The 19,585-nt window shown below is 67.9% G+C and carries 14 protein-coding genes; 5 read left to right on the top strand and 9 right to left on the bottom strand.

The genetic code is table 11. The features are described 5' to 3' along the window. Window positions 1–4: 4 nt before the first annotated feature. The 6 genes from ACEN9G_RS15890 to ACEN9G_RS15865 form a co-directional block, all read right to left on the bottom strand. On the bottom strand, window positions 5–1,156 hold the full coding sequence (locus tag ACEN9G_RS15890) for a glycosyltransferase family 4 protein (RefSeq protein ID WP_413345295.1): 1,152 nt from the start codon (window positions 1,154–1,156) through the stop codon (window positions 5–7). 25 nt (window positions 1,157–1,181) lie between these two features. Then, on the bottom strand, window positions 1,182–2,447 hold the full coding sequence (locus tag ACEN9G_RS15885; protein WP_483126752.1) for a glycosyltransferase family 4 protein: 1,266 nt from the start codon (window positions 2,445–2,447) through the stop codon (window positions 1,182–1,184). Beyond that, window positions 2,444–3,385 (bottom strand): GDP-mannose 4,6-dehydratase, encoded by a 942-nt coding sequence (locus ACEN9G_RS15880; RefSeq protein WP_082577100.1) that lies wholly within the window; start codon window positions 3,383–3,385, stop codon window positions 2,444–2,446. Before ACEN9G_RS15880 ends, ACEN9G_RS15885 begins: the two co-directional genes overlap by 4 nt. Before the next feature lies 1 nt (window position 3,386). Next, window positions 3,387–4,430, bottom strand: a complete 1,044-nt coding sequence (gmd, locus tag ACEN9G_RS15875; RefSeq protein ID WP_413342770.1) for a GDP-mannose 4,6-dehydratase — start codon at window positions 4,428–4,430, stop codon at window positions 3,387–3,389. A gap of 363 nt (window positions 4,431–4,793) precedes the next feature. Then, the gene (locus ACEN9G_RS15870; protein ID WP_413342768.1) at window positions 4,794–7,106 is read right to left on the bottom strand and encodes an NADP-dependent malic enzyme; all 2,313 of its coding nucleotides are present in this window, start codon (window positions 7,104–7,106) and stop codon (window positions 4,794–4,796) included. Between the two features lie 144 nt (window positions 7,107–7,250). Next, complete coding sequence (locus ACEN9G_RS15865; protein WP_413342766.1) at window positions 7,251–7,787, bottom strand: carboxymuconolactone decarboxylase family protein; 537 nt, start codon at window positions 7,785–7,787, stop codon at window positions 7,251–7,253. 112 nt (window positions 7,788–7,899) lie between these two features. Between ACEN9G_RS15865 and ACEN9G_RS15860 the strand changes: the two genes are divergently transcribed. Then, the gene (locus ACEN9G_RS15860; RefSeq protein ID WP_495605438.1) at window positions 7,900–8,835 is read left to right on the top strand and encodes an AraC family transcriptional regulator; all 936 of its coding nucleotides are present in this window, start codon (window positions 7,900–7,902) and stop codon (window positions 8,833–8,835) included. A 9-nt stretch (window positions 8,836–8,844) separates the two neighbouring features. After that, window positions 8,845–9,819 carry a thiamine-phosphate kinase gene (thiL, locus tag ACEN9G_RS15855; RefSeq protein ID WP_483126750.1) on the top strand — a complete coding sequence of 325 codons (975 nt, stop codon included), beginning with the start codon at window positions 8,845–8,847 and terminating at the stop codon, window positions 9,817–9,819. Window position 9,820: 1 nt separating this feature from the next. Here the strand turns inward: thiL and ACEN9G_RS15850 are convergent, their stop codons facing one another. From ACEN9G_RS15850 to ACEN9G_RS15840, 3 genes are read right to left on the bottom strand one after another with little or no spacing between them, the layout of a single operon-like run. Further along, window positions 9,821–12,403: an EAL domain-containing protein gene (locus ACEN9G_RS15850; RefSeq protein ID WP_413343709.1), complete on the bottom strand. Its 2,583-nt coding sequence runs from the start codon at window positions 12,401–12,403 to the stop codon at window positions 9,821–9,823. Continuing rightward, window positions 12,400–14,406, bottom strand: a complete 2,007-nt coding sequence (locus ACEN9G_RS15845) for a sensor histidine kinase, YfiR-like protein-associated (RefSeq protein WP_413343711.1) — start codon at window positions 14,404–14,406, stop codon at window positions 12,400–12,402. The genes ACEN9G_RS15850 and ACEN9G_RS15845 overlap by 4 nt, the downstream gene beginning before the upstream one ends. 4 nt (window positions 14,407–14,410) lie before the next feature. After that, the gene (locus ACEN9G_RS15840) at window positions 14,411–14,953 is read right to left on the bottom strand and encodes a TOL_0243 family YfiR-like periplasmic protein (RefSeq protein ID WP_413381797.1); all 543 of its coding nucleotides are present in this window, start codon (window positions 14,951–14,953) and stop codon (window positions 14,411–14,413) included. Between the two features lie 370 nt (window positions 14,954–15,323). Here ACEN9G_RS15840 and ACEN9G_RS15835 point away from each other — a divergent pair, with 370 nt between their 5' ends. The 3 genes from ACEN9G_RS15835 to ACEN9G_RS15825 are packed head-to-tail and all read left to right on the top strand — an operon-like array spanning window position 15,324 to window position 19,501. Further along, window positions 15,324–15,806, top strand: coding sequence for a CinA family protein (locus ACEN9G_RS15835; protein WP_036236278.1), 483 nt, complete (start codon window positions 15,324–15,326; stop codon window positions 15,804–15,806). Window positions 15,807–15,808: 2 nt separating this feature from the next. Beyond that, window positions 15,809–16,699 carry a metallophosphoesterase family protein gene (locus ACEN9G_RS15830; protein ID WP_413337272.1) on the top strand — a complete coding sequence of 297 codons (891 nt, stop codon included), beginning with the start codon at window positions 15,809–15,811 and terminating at the stop codon, window positions 16,697–16,699. A gap of 15 nt (window positions 16,700–16,714) precedes the next feature. Next, entirely contained in the window at window positions 16,715–19,501 is a 2,787-nt protein-coding gene (locus ACEN9G_RS15825; protein WP_413337273.1) for a M16 family metallopeptidase, read from the top strand. The last annotated feature ends 84 nt before the right edge of the window (window positions 19,502–19,585 follow it).

Here is a 19,585-nt window from a genome sequence, read left to right as displayed (position 1 = left end):
GACCTTAGCCCAGACGCGGCGCGGCAGCCAGTCGCACATCCGCCCGGCGCGCCACCAGTTCCTGGTACAGGCGCGCATAGTTGTCGGCCATCTGCGCCGACGTGAACAGCTGCCAGTAGCGCGCCTCCGCGCGCTGGCCCATCTCCTGCGCCATCTGCGGATCGTGCCACAGCCGCGTCATCGCGGCGCGCAGCGCCTCGTGGTCGGACGGCGGCACGACCAGGCCCGTCTCGCCGTGCACGTTGATGTACGTGGTGCCCGTGCCGATCTCGCTGGAGATCATCGGCTTGCCGTACATCGCGCCTTCCAGCAGCGAGATGCCGAAGGCTTCCGAGCGCAGGTGCGACGGGAAGGCGACGGCGTAGCAGAGCTTGAGCAGCGCCGCCTTGTCGAGGTCGTCCACGGCGCCGACGAACTGCACGCGCTTCAGGCCCAGGCGCTCGGCGTGCGCCTTCAGTTCCGCCTCGATCGGCCCCGCGCCGACGATCACGACGGGGTAATCCGTGCCGGCCACGGCGTCGAGCAGGATGTGCAAGCCCTTGTAGTAGCGCAGCACGCCCACGAACAGGAAGAATTTCGGGCCGACCCGCGCGCGCCAGTGGTCCAGGCGGGCCTGGTCCGGTTCCGGATAGCTGGATTTGTCGAGGCCGAACGTGATCACGCGCGTCTTGTCGCGGTAGCGGTCGAGCACGGCCGACGACGCCAGGTAGTTGGGCGACGTCGCGACGATCGTGTCGACGCTTTCCAGGAACCGGTGCTTCAGGGGCTGGTACAGCTTCAGCAGCGCTTTCTGGCGCACGATGTCGGAGTGGTACGTGACGACGGTCGGCTTGTCGATGCGGGCGATGAAGTGCGCCAGGTCCATGAACGGCCACGGGAAGTGGTAGTGCACGACGTCGGCTTCCGCCGCCATGCGCGCCAGCTTGCCGATCGCCTGCACCGACACCGCGTTCGACGCCACCTCGAAGTTCAGCGGCACGCGGTGCACCGTATGGCCTTCGTAGTCGAACGGTTCCAGGCGGCGGTCGCGCGACAGCGACAACACCTGGTTCGTGATGCCCAGACGCCCTGTTCCCACGCACATCTGACGGATGACCTGTTCGACGCCGCCGACCGAATCGGGGAAATAGGTCTTGTAGAAGTGCAGGACACGCATGGGCTGGGACATGGAGGCAGTCTGGTCAGAGTAAAGAGCGGTAGACGGCGGCGGTCTGGCGCGCCGTCGCGTTCCAGGTCAGCTGGGCGGCGCGCGCCCGCCCGGCCGCGATGCAGCGCGCCCGCACGGCGGGTTCGCGCGCCAGCGCGAGCATGGCGTCGGCGATCGCGCCGGTGTCGAGCGGATCGACCTCCAGCGCCGCGCCGGCCGTCACTTCCGGCAGCGACGTCGTGTTCGACGCGACGACCGGCACGCCGGACGCGAACGCCTCGACGACCGGGATGCCGAAGCCTTCGTACAGCGACGCGAACACGAACACGCCCGCGCCGGCGTACACGTGGCGCAGTTCGGTGTTGTCGGTGAGCCGGTTCAGCCAGACGACGTTCGCCCCGTCCTGCACGGCGGCGGCGATGCGGCGCAGCAGGTCTTCCGAGCGCGCACCGGCACTGCCGACGATGACGAGCTGGCGCTCCGCGCGCACGGCGGGCGGCAGCGACAGGTAGGCGTCCAGCAGGCGCTCGACGTTCTTGCGTGGCTGCAGCGTGCCCACGAACAGGAAATACCCCGGCCGCAATCCGTTGGCCTGCAGGGTCATCGCCACGGCATGCGCCGGCGGCGGCGCCAGCCATTCTTCATCCACGCCGCACGGCACGACGGTGATGCGGCGCTCGTCGATGCCGAAGCAGTCGACCAGTTCGTCGATGGCGAAGTGCGACAGCGCGATCACGTGGTCGGCCTTTTGCGCGGCCTTGCGCTGCAGCCAGTTCTTCAGGCCACGCATGCGCGGATTGCACCACTCGGGATGTTTCACGGGCAGCGCATCGTGCAGGCTGGCGACCACGGGGCAATCCATGCGCACGACGCGGTAGTCGGTCACGTGGAACACGTCGACGGGCATGTGCACGCGGTGCGCGTCCGGGGTCAGGAGGTCGACGAAGGACGCGCGTTCGAAGGTACGGGGCAACGCTTCGCCCTTCGTCACGGGCCCGGCGCTGCGCAGGCGCGGCCAGGAATACGGCCGCATCGCGCAGCCGGCGTGCGGCAGGTGGCGCAGCAATGCCTGCGTATAGACGCCGATGCCGTCCAGGTGCCCGCCCGTGAAGGCCGGCTCGATCATGGTCGTGCCGATGCCGATGCGCAGGTCCGGCTGCAAGAGCGCATCGTTGGCGGCCTCGGCGGAACCGGGGAGCGCGCGCAGGCGGTCCTGCAGGGCGGGCGTGCCGTCCGGTCGTCGTTTAGGGAGGCCCAGTTCGATCATGGTGGTGTCCAGGCCGGTCGGCACCCTGTTCATGCCTGGTACATCCAGCGCAGCGTGTCGACCAGCGGCGTGGGCTCGATCGTACCGATCGTGCCTGCCAGCTTGGCGTTGCTGCCGGACAGCGTGAGCACCTCGTTGGCGCGCACGAAGGCGGGGTTGACGTGCACTTCGATGCGGTAGCCGGCGATGTCGCTCATCATGTCGATCAGGCTCTCCAGCGAGTGCGAGCGGCCGGAGCAGACATTGAAGACTTCGCCGGCGGGTGCCGCCGCGAGCAGGCGCCGGTAGCTCTTCGCCACCGTGCGCACGTCGGAAAAATCGCGCGCGATCGCCAGGTTGCCCAACTCGATGCGGCGCGCGCCCTTGCGGAAGTGCGACACGATCTTGGGCAGCAGGAAGTTCTCGTTCTGGCCGACGCCCGTGTAGTTGAACGGCCGCGCGATCACGATCGGCAGCTTGTCCATCCACAGGCGCGCCATGTATTCCATCGCGAGCTTGCTGACGGCGTAGTCGTTCGCCGGCGCGGGCGGCACGAATTCGTCGATCACGGGCACCGCGGCGTTGCCGTAGATATTGGCGGACGACGCGAGCAGCACCTTGGACGGCTTGTGCGCACCGTGCGCCAGCGCTTCCAGCAGGTTACGGGTGCCGACCACGTTGACGCGGTACATTTGCTCGGCGTCGTTGTGGGCCACGAATGCGATGGCGGCCAGGTGGACCACCACGTCCGGCCGCACTTGTTCGATGACGGCGGCCAGCGCGGCGCGGTCGGTCAGGTCGACGGTGAAGATGTCCGGTCCGGTCTCGCTGCCCGGCAACACCGTGCCGAACACGTGATAGCCCGCAGCGGTGAGCTCGCGCGCCATGTAGTAGCCGGTGAAGCCGCGCAGGCCGGTGATGAGGGCGCGCTTGCCCTCGCCTTCCTTGGGCTCAACCATCCGGACGAGGTCTTCCGTGACCATGCGGTTCATGTCAGAACGAAAAACCGGTCTCGTTGCGACGCAGGTCGGCGTCGACCATCATCTGGCACAGCTGTTCGAGCGACGTCTCGGCCTTCCAGCCCAGCTCTTGCTGCGCCTTGGACGGGTCGCCGATCAGCAGGTCGACCTCGGCCGGACGGTAGAACTTCGGCGACACGCGCACGAGCAGCTTGCCGGTGCGGGCGCAATGCCCCGTTTCCTGCTCGCCCTTGCCTTTCCACTCGACGTCGAGGTTGGCGCCGCGGAAGGCCATGGTGACGAAGTCGCGCACCGTTTCGGTGCGGTTGGTGGCCAGCACGAACGTATCGGGCTCGTCGGCCTGCAGGATGCGCCACATGCCTTCCACGTATTCGCGCGCATAGCCCCAGTCGCGCTTGGCGTCCATGTTGCCCAGTTCCAGCACGTCCAGCTTGTTCAGGACGATCTTGGCGACGGAATCCGTGATCTTGCGGGTGACGAACTCGCGGCCGCGCAGTGGCGACTCGTGGTTGAACAGGATGCCCGAGCTGCCGAAGATGCCATAGGACTCGCGGTAGTTCACGGTCATCCAGTGGGCGTACAGCTTGGCGACGCCGTACGGGCTGCGCGGATAGAACGGGGTCGACTCGACCTGCGGCACGGCCTGCACCTTGCCGAACATCTCCGACGTGGAGGCCTGGTAGAAGCGCGCTTTCGGGTGGACGATGCGGATCGCTTCCAGCAGGTTGACGGCGCCGATGCCGGTGATCGAGGCGGTGGTCACGGGCTGATCGAACGAAACGCCGACGAAGCTCTGCGCGGCCAGGTTGTACACCTCGTCGGGACGGGTGGATTCGATCAGGCGGATGCTCGAGGAGAGATCGGTGAGGTCGTATTCGACGAGGTTCAGGTTCGGATGCTGCTCGATACCGAGTTCGGCAATGCGCCAGAAATTAACCGAGCTGGACCGGCGAAAAGTGCCGGTCACGGAGTAGCCCTTTTCCAGGAGCAATTGTGCCAGATAGGCTCCATCCTGCCCGGTAATACCGGTGATCAGGGCCTTTTTTGTTGTTTGCATGTTCTTGGTGATCCAGTGGTGGTCCGTAGCGGCCGCCGCAACAGCCGAGGCGGGTCGGCATGCGGGTCGTCGGCCGCGCTGGCGCGGACCAGATAATTTTCCAACAACCCCGCATTGTAACAGAGTGGTGCCTGGGCCTTTGCACAAAAGAAATCGTGCAAAAGAAGCAATATGTACTCGTCTATTATCGCCTGAAAGCCCGCAAACACGTCGCGTGATTACGCATTGTTACGAGTGCCTCAAGCTTTATTACATATTCACGAAATGTCGGGAACTTCTACATTTCAATGACAAAAGGGCCGCAATGGGCCCTTTTGAGTCATTTCGTCACAGGTGGCAAATCTACAACACAAAGGTGTCGTATCAACGCTCCGAGACGGCGTCGACGACGCACAGCGCCGTCATGTTGACGATGCGGCGCACGGTGGCCGACGGGGTCAGGATGTGCACCGGACGCGCGCAACCCAGCAGCACGGGGCCGATGGCGACGCCGCTGCCGGCCGCCGTCTTGACCACGTTGTAGGCGATGTTCGCGGCTTCGATGTTCGGCATGACGAGCAGGTTGGCGTCGCCCTTCAGCGTCGATTGCGGCATGATCTTGGCGCGCAGCTTCGCGTCCAGGGCCGTGTCGCCGTGCATCTCGCCGTCGACTTCCAGGTTCGGGGCCTTTTGCTGGATGAGGGCCAGCGCGGCGCGCATCTTCCTGGCCGACGCGCTGTTCGACGTGCCGAAGTTCGAGTGCGACAGCAGCGCCACGCGCGGCGTGATGCCCAGGCGCTCCAGTTCCTCGGACGCCATCAGCGTGATCTCGGCCAGCTCTTCCGCGGTCGGATTCTCGTTGACGTGCGTGTCGACCATCGCGATCTGGCGTTCCTGCGTGATGATGAAGTTCAGCGCCGCATAGACGTTGCTGCCGGCACGCTTGCCCAGCACCTGCTCGATGTACTGCAGGTGCACGTCGGTCGTGCCGTAGGTGCCGCAGATCATGCCGTCGGCGTCGCCCTTGTGGATCATCATCGCCCCGATCAGCGTGTGACGGCGGCGCATCGCCAGCTTGGCGAGGTCTTCCGTGACGCCCTTGCGCATCACCATCTGGTGGTACGACTGCCAGTAATCGCGGTAGCGCTCGTCGAAGTCGGGGTTGATGACGTCGAAGTGCTTGCCCTGCTTCAGGCGCAGGCCGAATTTCTCGATGCGCTTTTCCAGCACGGCCGGACGGCCGACGAGGATCGGGCGGGCCAGGTTCTCGTCGACGACGACCTGCACCGCGCGCAGCACGCGCTCTTCCTCGCCCTCGGCGAAGACGATGCGCTTGCGCTCGGCCGGCGCGCTCTTGGCGATCTGGAACAGCGGCTTCATGAAGCTGCCGCTGCGGTAGACGAATTGCTGCAGGCTCTCGGCGTACGCGGCCAGGTCGGCGATCGGACGGGTGGCGACGCCGCCTTCCATCGCGGCCTTGGCGACGGCCGGCGCGATGTGCGTCAGCAGGCGCGGGTCGAACGGCATCGGGATCAGGTATTCCGGACCGAACGACAGGTTCGAGATGCCGTAGGCCGACGCCACGATGTCCGACTGTTCCGCGTGGGCCAGGTCGGCGATCGCGTGCACGACGGCGATTTCCATTTCGCGCGTGATCGTCGTCGCGCCGCAGTCCAGCGCGCCGCGGAACATGTACGGGAAGCACAGCACGTTGTTGACCTGGTTCGGGTAGTCCGAACGGCCAGTGGCGATGATGACGTCGTCGCGGACGGCCTTCGCGTCTTCCGGCAAGATTTCCGGGTTCGGGTTGGCGAGCGCCAGGATCAGCGGGTTCGGCGCCATCTTCGCGACCATCTCGGGCTTGAGCACGCCGCCGGCGGACAGGCCCAGGAAGATGTCGGCGTCCGGGATGATCTCGGCCAGCGAACGGGCCGGCGTATCCTGGGCGAAGCGTTCCTTGTCCGGGTCCATCAGCTCGGTGCGGCCCTTGTAGACGACGCCGGCGAGGTCGGTCACGTAAATATTCTCGATCGGGAAGCCGAGGTCGACCGCCAGGTCGAGGCAGGCCAGCGCCGCGGCGCCCGCGCCGGACACGACCATCTTGCACTTCTTGAGATCCTTGCCGACGACCTTCAGGCCGTTCAGGATGGCGGCGCCGACGATGATCGCGGTGCCGTGCTGGTCGTCGTGGAAGACCGGGATCTTCATGCGCTCGCGCAGCTTGCGCTCGATGTAGAAGCACTCGGGCGCCTTGATGTCCTCGAGGTTCACGCCGCCGAACGTCGGTTCCAGCGCGGCAATCACCTCGATCAGCTTGTCCGGATCGGTTTCGTTGATTTCGATGTCGAACACGTCGATGCCGGCGAACTTCTTGAACAGCACGCCCTTGCCTTCCATGACCGGTTTCGAGGCAAGCGGGCCGATGTTGCCGAGGCCGAGGACGGCGGTACCGTTCGAGATGACCGCGACGAGGTTGCCGCGCGCCGTATATTTATACGCGCTGGCGGGGTCCTTGACGATTTCTTCGCAGGGCGCGGCGACGCCCGGCGAGTACGCCAGGGCCAGGTCACGCTGGTTCAAGACGGATTTGGTCGGGGTGACGGCGATCTTGCCGGGAGAGGGAAACTGGTGGTACTCGAGCGCGGCAGCCCGCAGTTGTTGACGTAGTTCTTCTTTTTTATCGATTGACGAATCCATGCTTTGCAGCCTTCCTGAACTGACCGGGGGTCTCCGATTTTAGCAGAGTGTCACCGCGAACCGTCTACGTATTTCTTGGTATCGACAGTCGTGACCGGAGGCAGGTAGCATGGCACCTGCCTCCGCTTCCCGCCCCGTTCCGCTTCAGGCAGGCGCTTTCGGGAAGTCCACCACCGTGTCGTTGATGCGGTTCAGCAGGTTCGTGAACGTGATGCTGGTGATCGCGAAGATCGTGTCCACCACCTGCGTATCCGTGTAGCCGGCCGCCTTGAACGCATCCACCACCGGCTGCGGCACGGTGCCGCGGGTGCCCGTTACGTCACGCACGAACGTCGACAGCGCATCCAGTTTCGCGTCGCCACCCGGCGTGCCCTTCCGTGCGGCCAGGATCGCGTCCGGGCCCAGGCCGGCCATCTTGCCCATCAGCGTGTGCGCGGCCAGGCAATAATCGCAACCGCTCACTTCGCTGACGGCCAGCTTGATCACCTCGATCTCTTTTTTCGACAGGCTCGTGTCGGCCAGCTTCGCATCGAAGCCCAGCAGCGCCTCCAGGGCCACGGCGCTGTTGTTGCCGATCGTGTCGTACGCGTTCGGGACCTTGCCCAGTTTCGCTTTGATGGCGGTAAAGAGTTCGGCGGTACGGCCGGTGGCGTTGGTACCCAGTGCGTTAAGACGGCTCATGATCTTTCCTTTCGTTGTGGGTTGGTGTGGAAAGAAGTCTAGGCCCTTGGACTAGTACGATGAATGCCCGGATGCTGCGATAATTTGCCCAATCGTCTCATCTGATAAAGACATGGATACCCTGAGCCGCCTGCTGTCGCTGTACACGATCCGCACCTCCCTCGACATCCGCTGCGAACTCGCGGCGCCCTGGGTGCTGGACGAACCCGCCGCGACGCCGGGCGTGGCGCCGTTCCACGTGATCGTCGAGGGCGGCGCGCGCGTCGACGTCCCCGGCCACGACACGCTGGACCTTGCGACGGGCGACGTCGTCGTCTTCCCCAGCGGCAGCGCGCACCGCCTGCACGCGGGGCCGGCCGCGGACGCCGCCCCGGTGCGATCGCTCGGCGCCGACGGCCCGCTGCAACGCAAGGGCAACGAAGGCGATGGACCCGCCACGGCGATCCTGTGCGGCAGCTTCGTGTTCGACGGCGCCGCGCGCCAGGCCCTCGCGCGCGCCCTGCCCGACGTGATGGTCGTGCGCGCCCGCCGCGCCGATGACTTCCCCGGCCAGCACGCGCTCGTGCGGCTGCTGCAGCACGAGACGACGGTGGTGCGGCCCGGCGGCGACGTCGTCGTCGCCCAGCTGTCGGGCGCCCTGTTCGCGCTGCTGCTGCGCGCCTGGCTGGCCGGAACCGGTCACGAGGCGCCCGGCCTGTTCGCCATCCTGGCCGACCGCCGCCTGGGCAACGCGCTCGCCCGCATGCTGGAATCGCCCGAACGGCCGTGGAAGGTGGAAGACCTGGCCGAGGCGTGCCACATGTCGCGCGCCACGTTCGCCCGCCTGTTCGCGCGCCTGTGCGGCATGCCGCCGGCCGACATGCTGACCCAGCTGCGCATGGCGCGCGCCGCCCGCGCCCTGCTGCAGGGAGAGGGCGCCGTCGGCGACGTCGCGCTGGCCGTCGGCTACCAGTCGGAAGCCGCGTTCAACCGCGTGTTCAAGCGCCATTACGGGATCGGGCCCGGCGGCTACCGGCGCGCGGCCCACGTGGCGGCGGTCACGGATTAGAATCGCGGCATGCTCTCCGAATTCGATCTCATCAAGCGCTACTTCCAGCGCGACCGCGCGCCCGGTCCCAACACCTTCCTGGGCATCGGCGACGATTGCGCGCTGCTGTCCCCCACGCCCGGCAAGGTGCTGGCCGTCTCGTCCGACATGCTGGTCGAGGACCGCCATTTCTTTGCCGGCGCCGACCCGTTCACGCTCGGGCACAAGTGTCTCGCCGTGAACCTGTCGGACCTCGCCGCGATGGGTGCCCGGCCGCTCGGCTTCACGCTGGCGCTGTCGCTGCCGGCGGCGGAACCCGACTGGCTCGACGCCTTCTCGCGCGGCCTGTTCGCGGTGGCCGACGCCCACGGCTGCGAGCTGGTCGGGGGCGACACGACCAAGGGCCCGCTGAACGTGTGCATCACGATCTTCGGCGAGCTGGCGCCCGGCCAGGCACTGCGGCGCGACGCCGCGCGCGCGGGCGACGACATCTGGATCTCGGGCACGCTGGGCGATGCGCGCCTGTGGCTGGCCGCGCGCCGCAGCGAGGTCGCGCTGGATGCCGCCGACCACGCCGCCACCGGCCAGCGCATGCACGCGCCCACGCCGCGCGTGGCGCTCGGGCGCCTGCTCGCGGAAGGCGGCCTCGCGCATGCCGCGCTGGACATCTCGGACGGCCTCGTGGGCGATTTGAAGCACATCCTCGCCGCGTCGCGCGTGGGCGCCGTGCTGGACGTGGACGCGCTGCCGGCCGGCCCGGCACTGGCCCGCCAGCCGATCGGACTACGCCGCCGCTTCGCCGCGGCCGGCGGGGACGATTACGAACTGTGCTTCACGGCGCCGGTGGCGCAGCGCGATGCGATCGTGGCCGCCGGCGCGGCCAGCGGGACGGCCGTGACGCGGGTGGGGTCGATCACTTCCGAACGGGGCTTGCGTCTCGTCGATGCGGACGGCACAGATCTCGATCTGCAGCTGGCCGGCTGGGACCATTTCAGCGCGGGCTGACCTACGCCGCTTCCTCGTCACCGCGCGGCGTCTTGCGGTCATCGTACGGCCCGTGCGTGAGCCAGTACTGGCGGAACGCGAGCCGCACGTTGTCGCGCAATTCCGTCTCGTTCCACGGTTTCGTGTAGAAGCGGTAGATGGCGCCCCGGTTGATCGAATCGAGCACCGTCTCCACGCCCGTGTAGCCGGACAGGATGATGCGCATCGTGTCCGGATACATCTCCTTGACCTTGCTGAGGAATTCGGTGCCGTTCATCACGGGCATCTTCTGGTCGCACAGGATCACCTGCACGTGGTACAGCGCCAGCAATTCGAAGCCCTCGGCGGGCGACGCGGCCGTCAGCACGCGGTAGTTGTCGCGCCTGAACAGCCGGTGCAGTGCGGCCAGCACGTTGACGTCGTCGTCCACCAGCAGCAGCGTCTGGACGTTGCGGTCGTCCTCCGCCGGGCGCGTCGGCTGGGCGCGGTTCTCCAGCACCAGCCGGGCCAGGTCGGCCGGCGGCAGCGCGCGCGAAAAATGAAAACCCTGGATCTCGTCGCAGCGGTGGCGGCGCAGCAGCGCCATCTGCGCGCGCGATTCCACGCCCTCCGCGATCACCTGCATGTGCAGGCTGTGCGCCATGCTGATGATGGCCAGCGCGATCGCGGCGTCGTCCGGGTTCGTCGTGATGTCGCGCACGAACGCGATGTCGATCTTCAGCTTGTCGATCGGGAAGCGCTTCAGGTACGCGAGGCTCGAATAGCCGGTTCCGAAATCGTCGATGGCGATGCGGATACCCAGCGCTTTCAACCGCTCCAGCACTTGCACCGTGTGCTCGAAGTTCGACATCAGCGCGCTTTCCGTCAGCTCCAGTTCGAGCAGGCCCGGATCCACGCGGTGCTCCGCCAGCGCCGCGCGGATGTCGCCTTCCAGGTCGCCCTCGACGAACTGGCGGCTCGACACGTTGACGGCCACGCGTACGTCGCGCACGCCCTCCGCATTCCACGCGGCGATCTGGCGGCAGGCCTCGTCGATGATCCACGCGCCCACGCGCACGACCATGCCCGTGTCTTCCATGACGGGCACGAATTCGGCCGGATACACGAGGCCGACGCCGGGACGGCGCCAGCGCAGCAGCGCCTCCACGCCGGTCACGCGGCCCGTGTTCAGGTCCAGCTTGGGCTGGTAGTGCAGCTCGAACTGCTCGCCGTCGATGGCCGCGCGCAGCGCCAGTTCGAGGTCGAGCCGCGCCAGCACCTGCACGTTCATCCCGGCCGTGAAGAAGCGGTAGCCGTCGCGGCCCGCCTCCTTCGCGCGCACCATCGCCACGTCCGCGTATTTCACCAGCGTGCCCGGGTCCGTGGCGTCGTCCGGGTACATCGCGATGCCGATGCTGGCCGTCAGCACGGCCTGCTGGCCGTTCAGGTCGAACGGCGCGCGCAGCGCCTCGCGCACCTCGTTGGCGACGCTGACCGCTTCGTCCTCCGTCTGCTCGCGCGTCATCGTCAGGATCAGCGCGAACTCGTCGCCACCGAGCCGGCCGATCGTGTCGCGCAGGCGTACGCAGCGCACCAGTCTCGTGCTGAACTGGCGCAGCAGCTCGTCGCCCAACGCGGGGCCGAGCGAGTCGTTGACGATTTTAAAGCGGTCGAGCGTGATGAACAGCACGGCGATGCGCCAGTTCTTGTCTTGCGCGAGTTCGATGGCGTCGCGCAGCGTGTGGAAGAACAGGCTGCGGTTCGGCAGGCCGGTCAGGCTGTCGTAGTTCGACATGTGCTTCAGGCGCTGCGCGGCCTGCAGGCGCTCGCTGATGTCGCGCGCGACGGCGATCAGGATGCGGTGGCTGTTGTCCTGCTGCTGCAGCTGCCAGCTGATCTCGACCGGCACCGCGCCCTGCCCGTCCGCGCGCAGCAGCTCCGTCTCGACGATGTCGTGCTCGCGCGACGTGGACGCCGGGTCCGCATAGCGTTCGAGCTGAGCGCGTTCCGCGAGGCCCAGCGCCACCGGATCGATGCGCAGCAACGCCTCGCGCGAAAAACCCAGCATGCGGCAGGCGCCGTCGCTGACGTCGACCATCGCCATCGTGCGCGCGTCGACGAGGAAGATGGCGTCGGTGGTCGCGTCCATCGCGCCGCGGAAGCGCTGCAGCTCGGCCGTCCGCTCGCGCACCGTGCGCTCCATGCGCGCGCCGTAGTCCTGCGACTCCTTGTGGAACAGCCGCACTTCGAGCAGGTTGCGGATGCGCGTCAGGACCTCCACCGTGTCGAACGGCTTGCCGATGAAGTCGCGCGCGCCCGCTTCCAGCGCGGCCAGCTTCTTGTCCGGCTCCGCCGTCACCACGAGCACGGGCAGCCAGGACTCGCGCTCCATCGGCTTCAACGCTTCCATCACCTGGAAGCCGTCCATGTGCGGCATCTGCAGGTCGAGGATGATCAGGTCGTAGCGATGCTGCAGGTGCAGCGCGGCGACCTGGCGCGGGTCGGTGGTGCTGGCGACGTGCTCGTAGCCGCTGGTCTTGAGCAGGAACTCGAGCAGCTGCACGTTCACCGGTTCGTCGTCGACGACGAGGATGTGCGCGTGGCGGATGTCGGTGGGGGAAATCATGGGGTCGTCCTCATTCGGGCTGACAGTACGGCGTCGATGGCCTCGTTGAACTGGCCGATGTCGATCGGCTTGGTCAGGTAGTACGTGAAGCCGGCCGCCAGCGCGCGGTCGATGTCGGCGCGCATGGCGTTGGCGGATACCGCGATGGCCGGGATCCGCGCGGTCTCGGGTTCGCGGCGCAACTGCGCCAGGACCTCGAACCCGGAGAGGCCGGGCAGGTTCAGGTCCATCAGGATGACGTCGGGTTTCTGGCTGCGCGCGAGCGACAGGCCGAAGTGGCCGTCCGGCGCGCTCACGAGGCGCAGGTCGGACCGGAAGCGCACGATCTCCTGCACGAGCTTCAGGTTGGCCGGATTGTCTTCGATGTACAGCACCGTATGCGGCTCTCCGGGTCCGGTGCCGTCCGCCGGGACGGGCACCGACCGCGCGGCAGGCGGGGCGGCAGGCAACGCGCCATCCGTACCGGCGACGGCCAGCTCGATCCAGAACACGCTGCCCACGCCGGGGCTGCTGGTCACGCCGATCTCGCCGCCCATCAGCTCGACGAGGCGGCGCGTCACCACGAGGCCGATGCCCGTGCCTTCCTGCGTGCCCGCTTCCTGGCCCAGGCGGTTGAAGGGCTGGAACAGGCCCGCGACCTGTTCAGGGCTCAAGCCCATGCCCGTGTCCTGCACCGACAGGCGCAGGCGCTGCGGCGCCGGTTGCGCGCAATCGACGACGATGGCGCCGCCGTCGCGGTTGTACTTCACCGCGTTCGACAACAGGTTCAGCAGGACCTGCTTCAGGCGCGTACGGTCGGCCAGCAGGCGCGCCGCCGGCGCCTCCGGGAACAGCACGCGCACGCCGCGCGCGGCGGCCAGCGGCGCGATCATGCCCTCGCATTCGGCGAGCACCTCGGCCAGCAGCACCGGCTCCATCGACAGGCTCACGGCCCCCGCCTCGACCTTGGCCAGGTCGAGGATCTCGTTGATCAGGGTGAGCAGGTGCCGGCCGGATTTCAGGATATGGCCGGAGAATTCGAGCTTCTGCTCCGGCGTCGTCGGCATGTCCTTCGATGCCAGGATCTGCGCGAAGCCGAGGATGGCGTTGAGCGGCGTGCGCAGCTCATGGCTCATCGACGACAGGAACGCGGACTTGGCCTGGTTGGCATTCCGCGCTTCGTCGATCGCGAGTCCCAGTTCCGAATTGGCGAGCTCCAGCTGGGCCGTGCGTTCCTGCACGCGCGCTTCCAGGCCTTCGTTCAGGCGCGCGATCTCGCGGTTCGAGTCTTCGAGCGCGCGCGTGCGCTGTTCGATCTCGGTCAGCATCGCGTTGAAGGAGTCGACGAGTTCCGCCGCCTCGTCCTCGCTGATGCGCGGTGCGCGCCGCGAATAGTCGCGCCGCGCCACGACTTCGCGCGCGATGCGGGTGATGGCATCGATGGGCGTCGTGATCGTGTGGCCGAGGCGGCGCACGAGCAGCCACGCGGTGAACAGGGCCAGCACCGTCACGCACGCGCAGATGACGAGGTAGTCGCGCATGCGTTCCATCAGCTGGTTTTCCGAGCGCAGGTAGACGGTGCCGAGCAGGTCGCCGTTTTCGCTGATCGGCTTGTACAGCACCAGTTCGTCGCCGCGCCCGACATAGGTTGCCGTGCCGCCCGCATGCACGGACCGGCCGCCCTTCGCGGGCCGCACCGGGAACGTGCTGTCCGCGCCGGGCGCCACATAGGTCGCGAACAGCGCGCCCTTCTCGTCGTAGATCGCGGCGGCGCGCACCGACGGCCGGCTGCGCAGCAGGGCCAGGTTCTCGCGCGCGAGGCGCGCGTCGTCGAAGGCCAGCGCGGCCGACGTCATGTGCCCCACCAGTTCGGCCTGCGTCGCGAGGTCGGTCAGCAGCGCGTGTTTATAGCTGCGCAGGTCGTAGACGACGACGGTGCCGACGGACACGGCCAGCGCGGCGAGCGTCGTCGACATCACGATCGTGACGAGTTTTTCGCGGATGGAGCGGCGCGGACGGATCATGGCATCACCACGTCGCCAGCGCCAGCAGGCGCGCGCTGATGCGCAGCTGCGCGGCCATCGCTTCGAGCCGGTCGATGCGCAGCCGCAGGCGATCCCCGTCGGCCACGAGTCCGACGACGCAACCGGGTGCGGGGACGCCGTCGCACACCGTCAATACGGGCTGGCTGCGCACGGCCGCGAGCAACCGGCCGCGCGCGGGCGACGCGGCCACGTACAGGACGTGCAGGCCGGGCGGCAGCGCGCGCGGGTCGACGCGGCGGACCGCCAGCGCGCGGCCATGCACGAGGCGGCCCGTCATGAATTGTGCGGCTTCGATGGCCAGCGCGTCGTTACCGGCGACGCCGACCAGCAACGGACTGCCGGCGTGCGCGAACGCGGCGTCCGGCCAGTCGACGAACGTGGCCACACGGTACAGGTAGGCCGCCTTGAGCTTGTGCTCAGGCGCGCCAAGGGGGCCTGTGCCGGCGTGGGCGGCACCCGCGAGGATCAGCAGGCACAGCGCCGCCCGGCGGACAGGCCGCGCGGCTGCGCGTGAAAAGACCATCATGAGTATGCCGGCCCCGGATGGTCATGCGCGAAACGGTCGAGCGGCATGCGAGGTCCTGGTTCGGTCAATGAACAACAAGCGGGCCAGCCCGCAAGGCGAGCAGGATAGCAGCACGACCGGGGACGATGTCGCACGGAACGGGGCCTGTCATTTACAGCAGTAAAGACATTTGCGTTTGTAAGGACGGTAAAGGCATAACCGCAAGAATGGCTTTTCGTTAAGATTCCGATGCCGCAGGGCGGGAAGGCGCGCTAGAATGGACGCGAGCGCGCAGCGGAACGTTTCCGCGACCGGCACACGGCGGCGCACTCGGTTGGATCCTGGAGACCTGGCGGTTCTCTGCTACCGCCATTACAAGGAGGAGCGACACGTGACGAACGACATCATCGACCTGGCCACCCGTGTAGGCCGGGCACTCGAATCCAAGAACCTGCTGCTGGCCACGGCCGAATCCTGCACCGGCGGCGGCGTCTCCCAGGCCATCACGGAAATCCCCGGCTCGACCGGCTGGTTCGAATGCGGTTTCGTGACGTATTCGAACGCCTCCAAGACGGAGATGCTGGACGTGCCGGCCGCGCTGATCGCGCAATTCGGTTCCGTCAGCGAGGAAGTCGCGGGCGCGATGGCCGAGGGCGCGGTCGCCAACAGCAACGCCGACGTGGCCGTGTCCACGACCGGCATCGCCGGCCCGACCGGCGCCGTGCCCGGCAAGCCCGTGGGCACGGTGTGCTTCGGCTGGTCGAAGGGCGACACGACGTACACCGAACGCCTCGTGTTCTCCGGCGACCGCCACGCGGTACGCGAGCAGACGGTGGCGCACGCGCTGGCCGGCCTCTTGCGGCTGCTCGAGTAAGGATGCGCCGTCTGGCCGCGGCCGCGCTCCTGGCGGCCGCTTCCTTGGACGCGGCCGCAGCAAGCCCGGACCAGGGCATCACCGTGTACGCGGCCGGCGACATCGCGCGCTGTGCATACCGCGATCCGGCGTATTCGGGCGCGGCCGACACGGCCGCCACCGTCGCCGCCGGCCTCGCGCAGGACCCGCTGGCCGTCGTGCTGGCGCTGGGCGACCTGACCTATCCGCGCGGCGCCATGAAGGAATTCACCGGCTGCTATGCGCCGACGTGGGGCCGTTTCAAGGACCGCACGTGGCCCGCACCCGGCAACCACGAGTACTACACGCCGGGCGCGAAGCCCTATTTCGACTGGTGGGGCGCGCGCGCCGGCCGCGGTTACTACAGCTTCGAGCTGGGCACCTGGCACATCATCTCGCTGGACAGCAACCTCGCCCCGGCCCAGCACGCGGCCCAGCTGGACTGGCTGCGCGCCGACCTCGCCGCCCACCCCGCGCGCTGCACGCTCGCCTACTGGCACCATCCGCTGTACAGCTCGGGCGGCCACGGCAGCATCCCGAAGATGCGCGACGCCTGGCAGCTGCTGTACGCGGCCGGCGCCGAGCTGGTGCTGTCCGGCCATGACCACGACTACGAGCGCTTCGCTCCGCAGGATGCGGATGGCCGGCTCGACCCGACGCACGGCATTCGCCAGTTCGTCGTCGGCACCGGCGGCGCGTATCCGACGCCGTTCCTGTTCACCGTCGCGCACAGCGAAGTCCGCGACAGCAACCGCACCGGCGTGCTGCGCCTGCGCCTGTACGCGGGCGGGTACGGCTGGGAATTCGTCGAGTCGACGCGGCTCGCGTCCTTCAGCATCGCCCCACCCGACCGCGGCAGCGCCGCCTGTCATTAAAACAACGGAGCCCGCATGACACGTCTCCTCTCCTGTTTTTCCCTGCTGCTCCTCCTCGCAGGGCCGGTAGCAGCGGCCGAGGTGCCCGAGGTCCGCTACGACAAGACGACGCTGCCCAACGGCCTGGAAGTGATCCTCGTCGAGGACCACCGCCTGCCCATCGTGGCGGTCAACATCTGGTACCACGTCGGCCCCGCCAACGAGGCGCCAGGGCTCACCGGCTTCGCCCACCTGTTCGAGCACATGATGTTTGCCGGGACGCGGCACCTGCCGCGCGGCCTCGCCGACCGCCTGCTGGAAGGCGCCGGCGCCACCGACAGCAACGGCAGCACGGACTACGACCGCACCAATTACTACGACACGGTACCGTCGAACCAGCTCGAACTCGCGCTGTGGGTCCACGCCGACCGCATGGGCTACCTGCTCGACGTGCTGGACCAGGCGGCGCTGTCGAACCAGCAGGACGTCGTGCGCAACGAGCGCCGCCAGAGCGTCGAGAACCGTCCCTACGGCGTCGTCGAGGAAGCGCTGAACCACGCGCTGTTCCCGAAGACGCACCCGTATTACGCGGCCGTCATCGGCTCGCACGCCGACATCCAGAACGCGAAGCTGGCCGACGTGCGCGACTTCTTCAAGCGCTACTATGGCCCGAACAACGCCAGCATCGTGATCGCCGGCGACATCGACAAGGCCAAGACGCGCGCCCTCGTCGCCAAATACTTCGGCAGCTTCAAAAAGAGTCCGCCGGTCGTGCATCCGAAGGTCGCGACGCCAGCCATCGCGCGCGAGCGCCGCATCACGGTGCCGGACCGCGTGGAGCTGCCGCGCCTGTACATGGCGTGGCTCACGCCGCCGGCCTTCCAGCCGGGCGACGCCGAGCTGGCGGTGACGGCGCAGATCCTCGCGGGCGGCAAATCGAGCCGCCTGTATAAAACCCTCGTGTACGAACGGCAGATCGCGCAGGAAGCGGCGGCCGCGCAGAATTCCAACGCGCTCACGTCGACCTTCATCGTCGACGCGACCGCGCGCCCGGGCCACGAACCGTCCGAGCTGGAGACGGCGATCGATACGGAACTCAAGGCGCTGCGCGACGCGGGACCGTCCGAGCAGGAAGTCGAACGCGCCCGCAACACGATCGAGACGGCGATGCTGACGTCGATCGAGAAGCTGGGCGGCACGGGCCTCGCGAACCAGATCAACCAGTACAACCAGTACACGGGCGACCCGGGCTACCTGCCGAAGGACATCGAGCGCCTGCGCCGCGTCACCGCCGCCGACGTGCGCCGCGTCGCGCAGGCCTACCTGCAGCCGAACGCGCGCGTGATCGTCGCCGGCGTGCCGGGCAAGCCGGACCTCGGCCCCGACGTGCCGGCACCGCCACCGCCCCAAGTCTCGAAGACCGGCAAGACCGACCGCGCCGCCGGCATCAACCGCGACCAAGCGTGGCGCCGCACGCCGCCGAAACCGGGTCCGGCGCCGCGCTTCACGCTGCCGCAGGGCGACGCGTTCAAGCTGCCGAACGGGCTGACGGTCATCGTCCACCCGAACCCCGCGCTGCCGCTCGTGGCGGCGGAACTGGTCGTGAAAAGCGGCTCCGACGCCAATCCCTCCGACCAGCCGGGCCTCGCCGGCTTCACGGCGCAGATGCTGGACGAAGGCACCGCCACCCGCAGCGCGCCGCGCATCGCCGACGAGATCGCGCAGCTCGGCGCCTTCCTCGGCAGCGGGAGTACGGCGGACGCGTCGACCGTGTCGCTGCTCGCGCTGCGTTCCACGTTCCCGCAGGCGCTGGACGTGTTGGCCGACGTCGTGCTGCACCCGGCCTTCCCGACCGCGGAAGTCGAACGCCAGCGCGCCTCCCGCATCGGCGAACTGACGCAGCAGCGCGACGATCCCGCCCTCGTCGCCGTCGTCGCCGCGGCCGGTGCGCTGTACAGCCCGGATCACCCGTACGGCTACGGCCAGCTGGGCACCGAACAGGCGATCCGCGCGACGACGCGCGAAGACCTCGTGCGCTTCTGGCGCCGCCACTACCTGCCGGGCAATGCGGCCCTCGTCGTCTCCGGCGACATCACGGCGGACGAGTTGCGCACGCTGGCAACGGCCCGCTTCGGCGGCTGGGAACGCGCCGATGCTGCCGTGACGTCGGTCGGCGATCCTGCCGGCACCAAGGCACGTCTCGTCGTCGTCGACAAGCCGGGCACGCCGCAGACGGCGCTGCGCGTGACGACGATCGCGGCCGCGCGCAGGACGCCGGACTATCCGGCCATGCAGGTCATGAACGCGGCGCTGGGCGGCCTGTTCTCGAGCCGCATCAACCTCAACCTGCGCGAAGACAAGGGCTACAGCTACGGCGTGTTCTCGGCGTTCCGCTACGACCGCACACCGGGCCCGTTCACCATCGCGGGCAGCGTGCGCACGGATGTCACGGGGGCTTCCATTTCCGAGATCTTCAGGGAAGTGAACGGCATGCGCGACAAGCCGCTGCCTGCGGCCGAACTGGCGGGCGCGCGCGACTCGCAGGTGTATTCGCTGCCGGGGCAGTTCGAAACGAACAGCGGTATCGGGGCGAGCCTGGCCGAGACTTTCGTGTTCGACCTGCCGGCGGATTACTGGCGCACCCTGCCCGACCGGTTCCGCGCCGTGACGGCGGCGCAGGTGCAGGCGGCGGCGCAGAAATACCTGAAGCCTGATCAGCTGAAAGTCATCGCCGTCGGGGATCGGGCGGCGATTCTGCCGCAGTTGCAGAAGCTTGGGTTGGGGCAGCCCGAAACGCGCGATACGGACGGCCAGCTTCCTTAACGCATCGCTTCACCATGCGCGCATACGATATGGCTTGCGTCCGCCACGTCGATGCGCTTAACATGTGAACAGTTCTTCAAACGT

This window comes from Massilia sp. Masssp94 (assembly GCF_059491305.1).
This window is presented reverse-complemented; position numbering and strand designations above follow the sequence as displayed.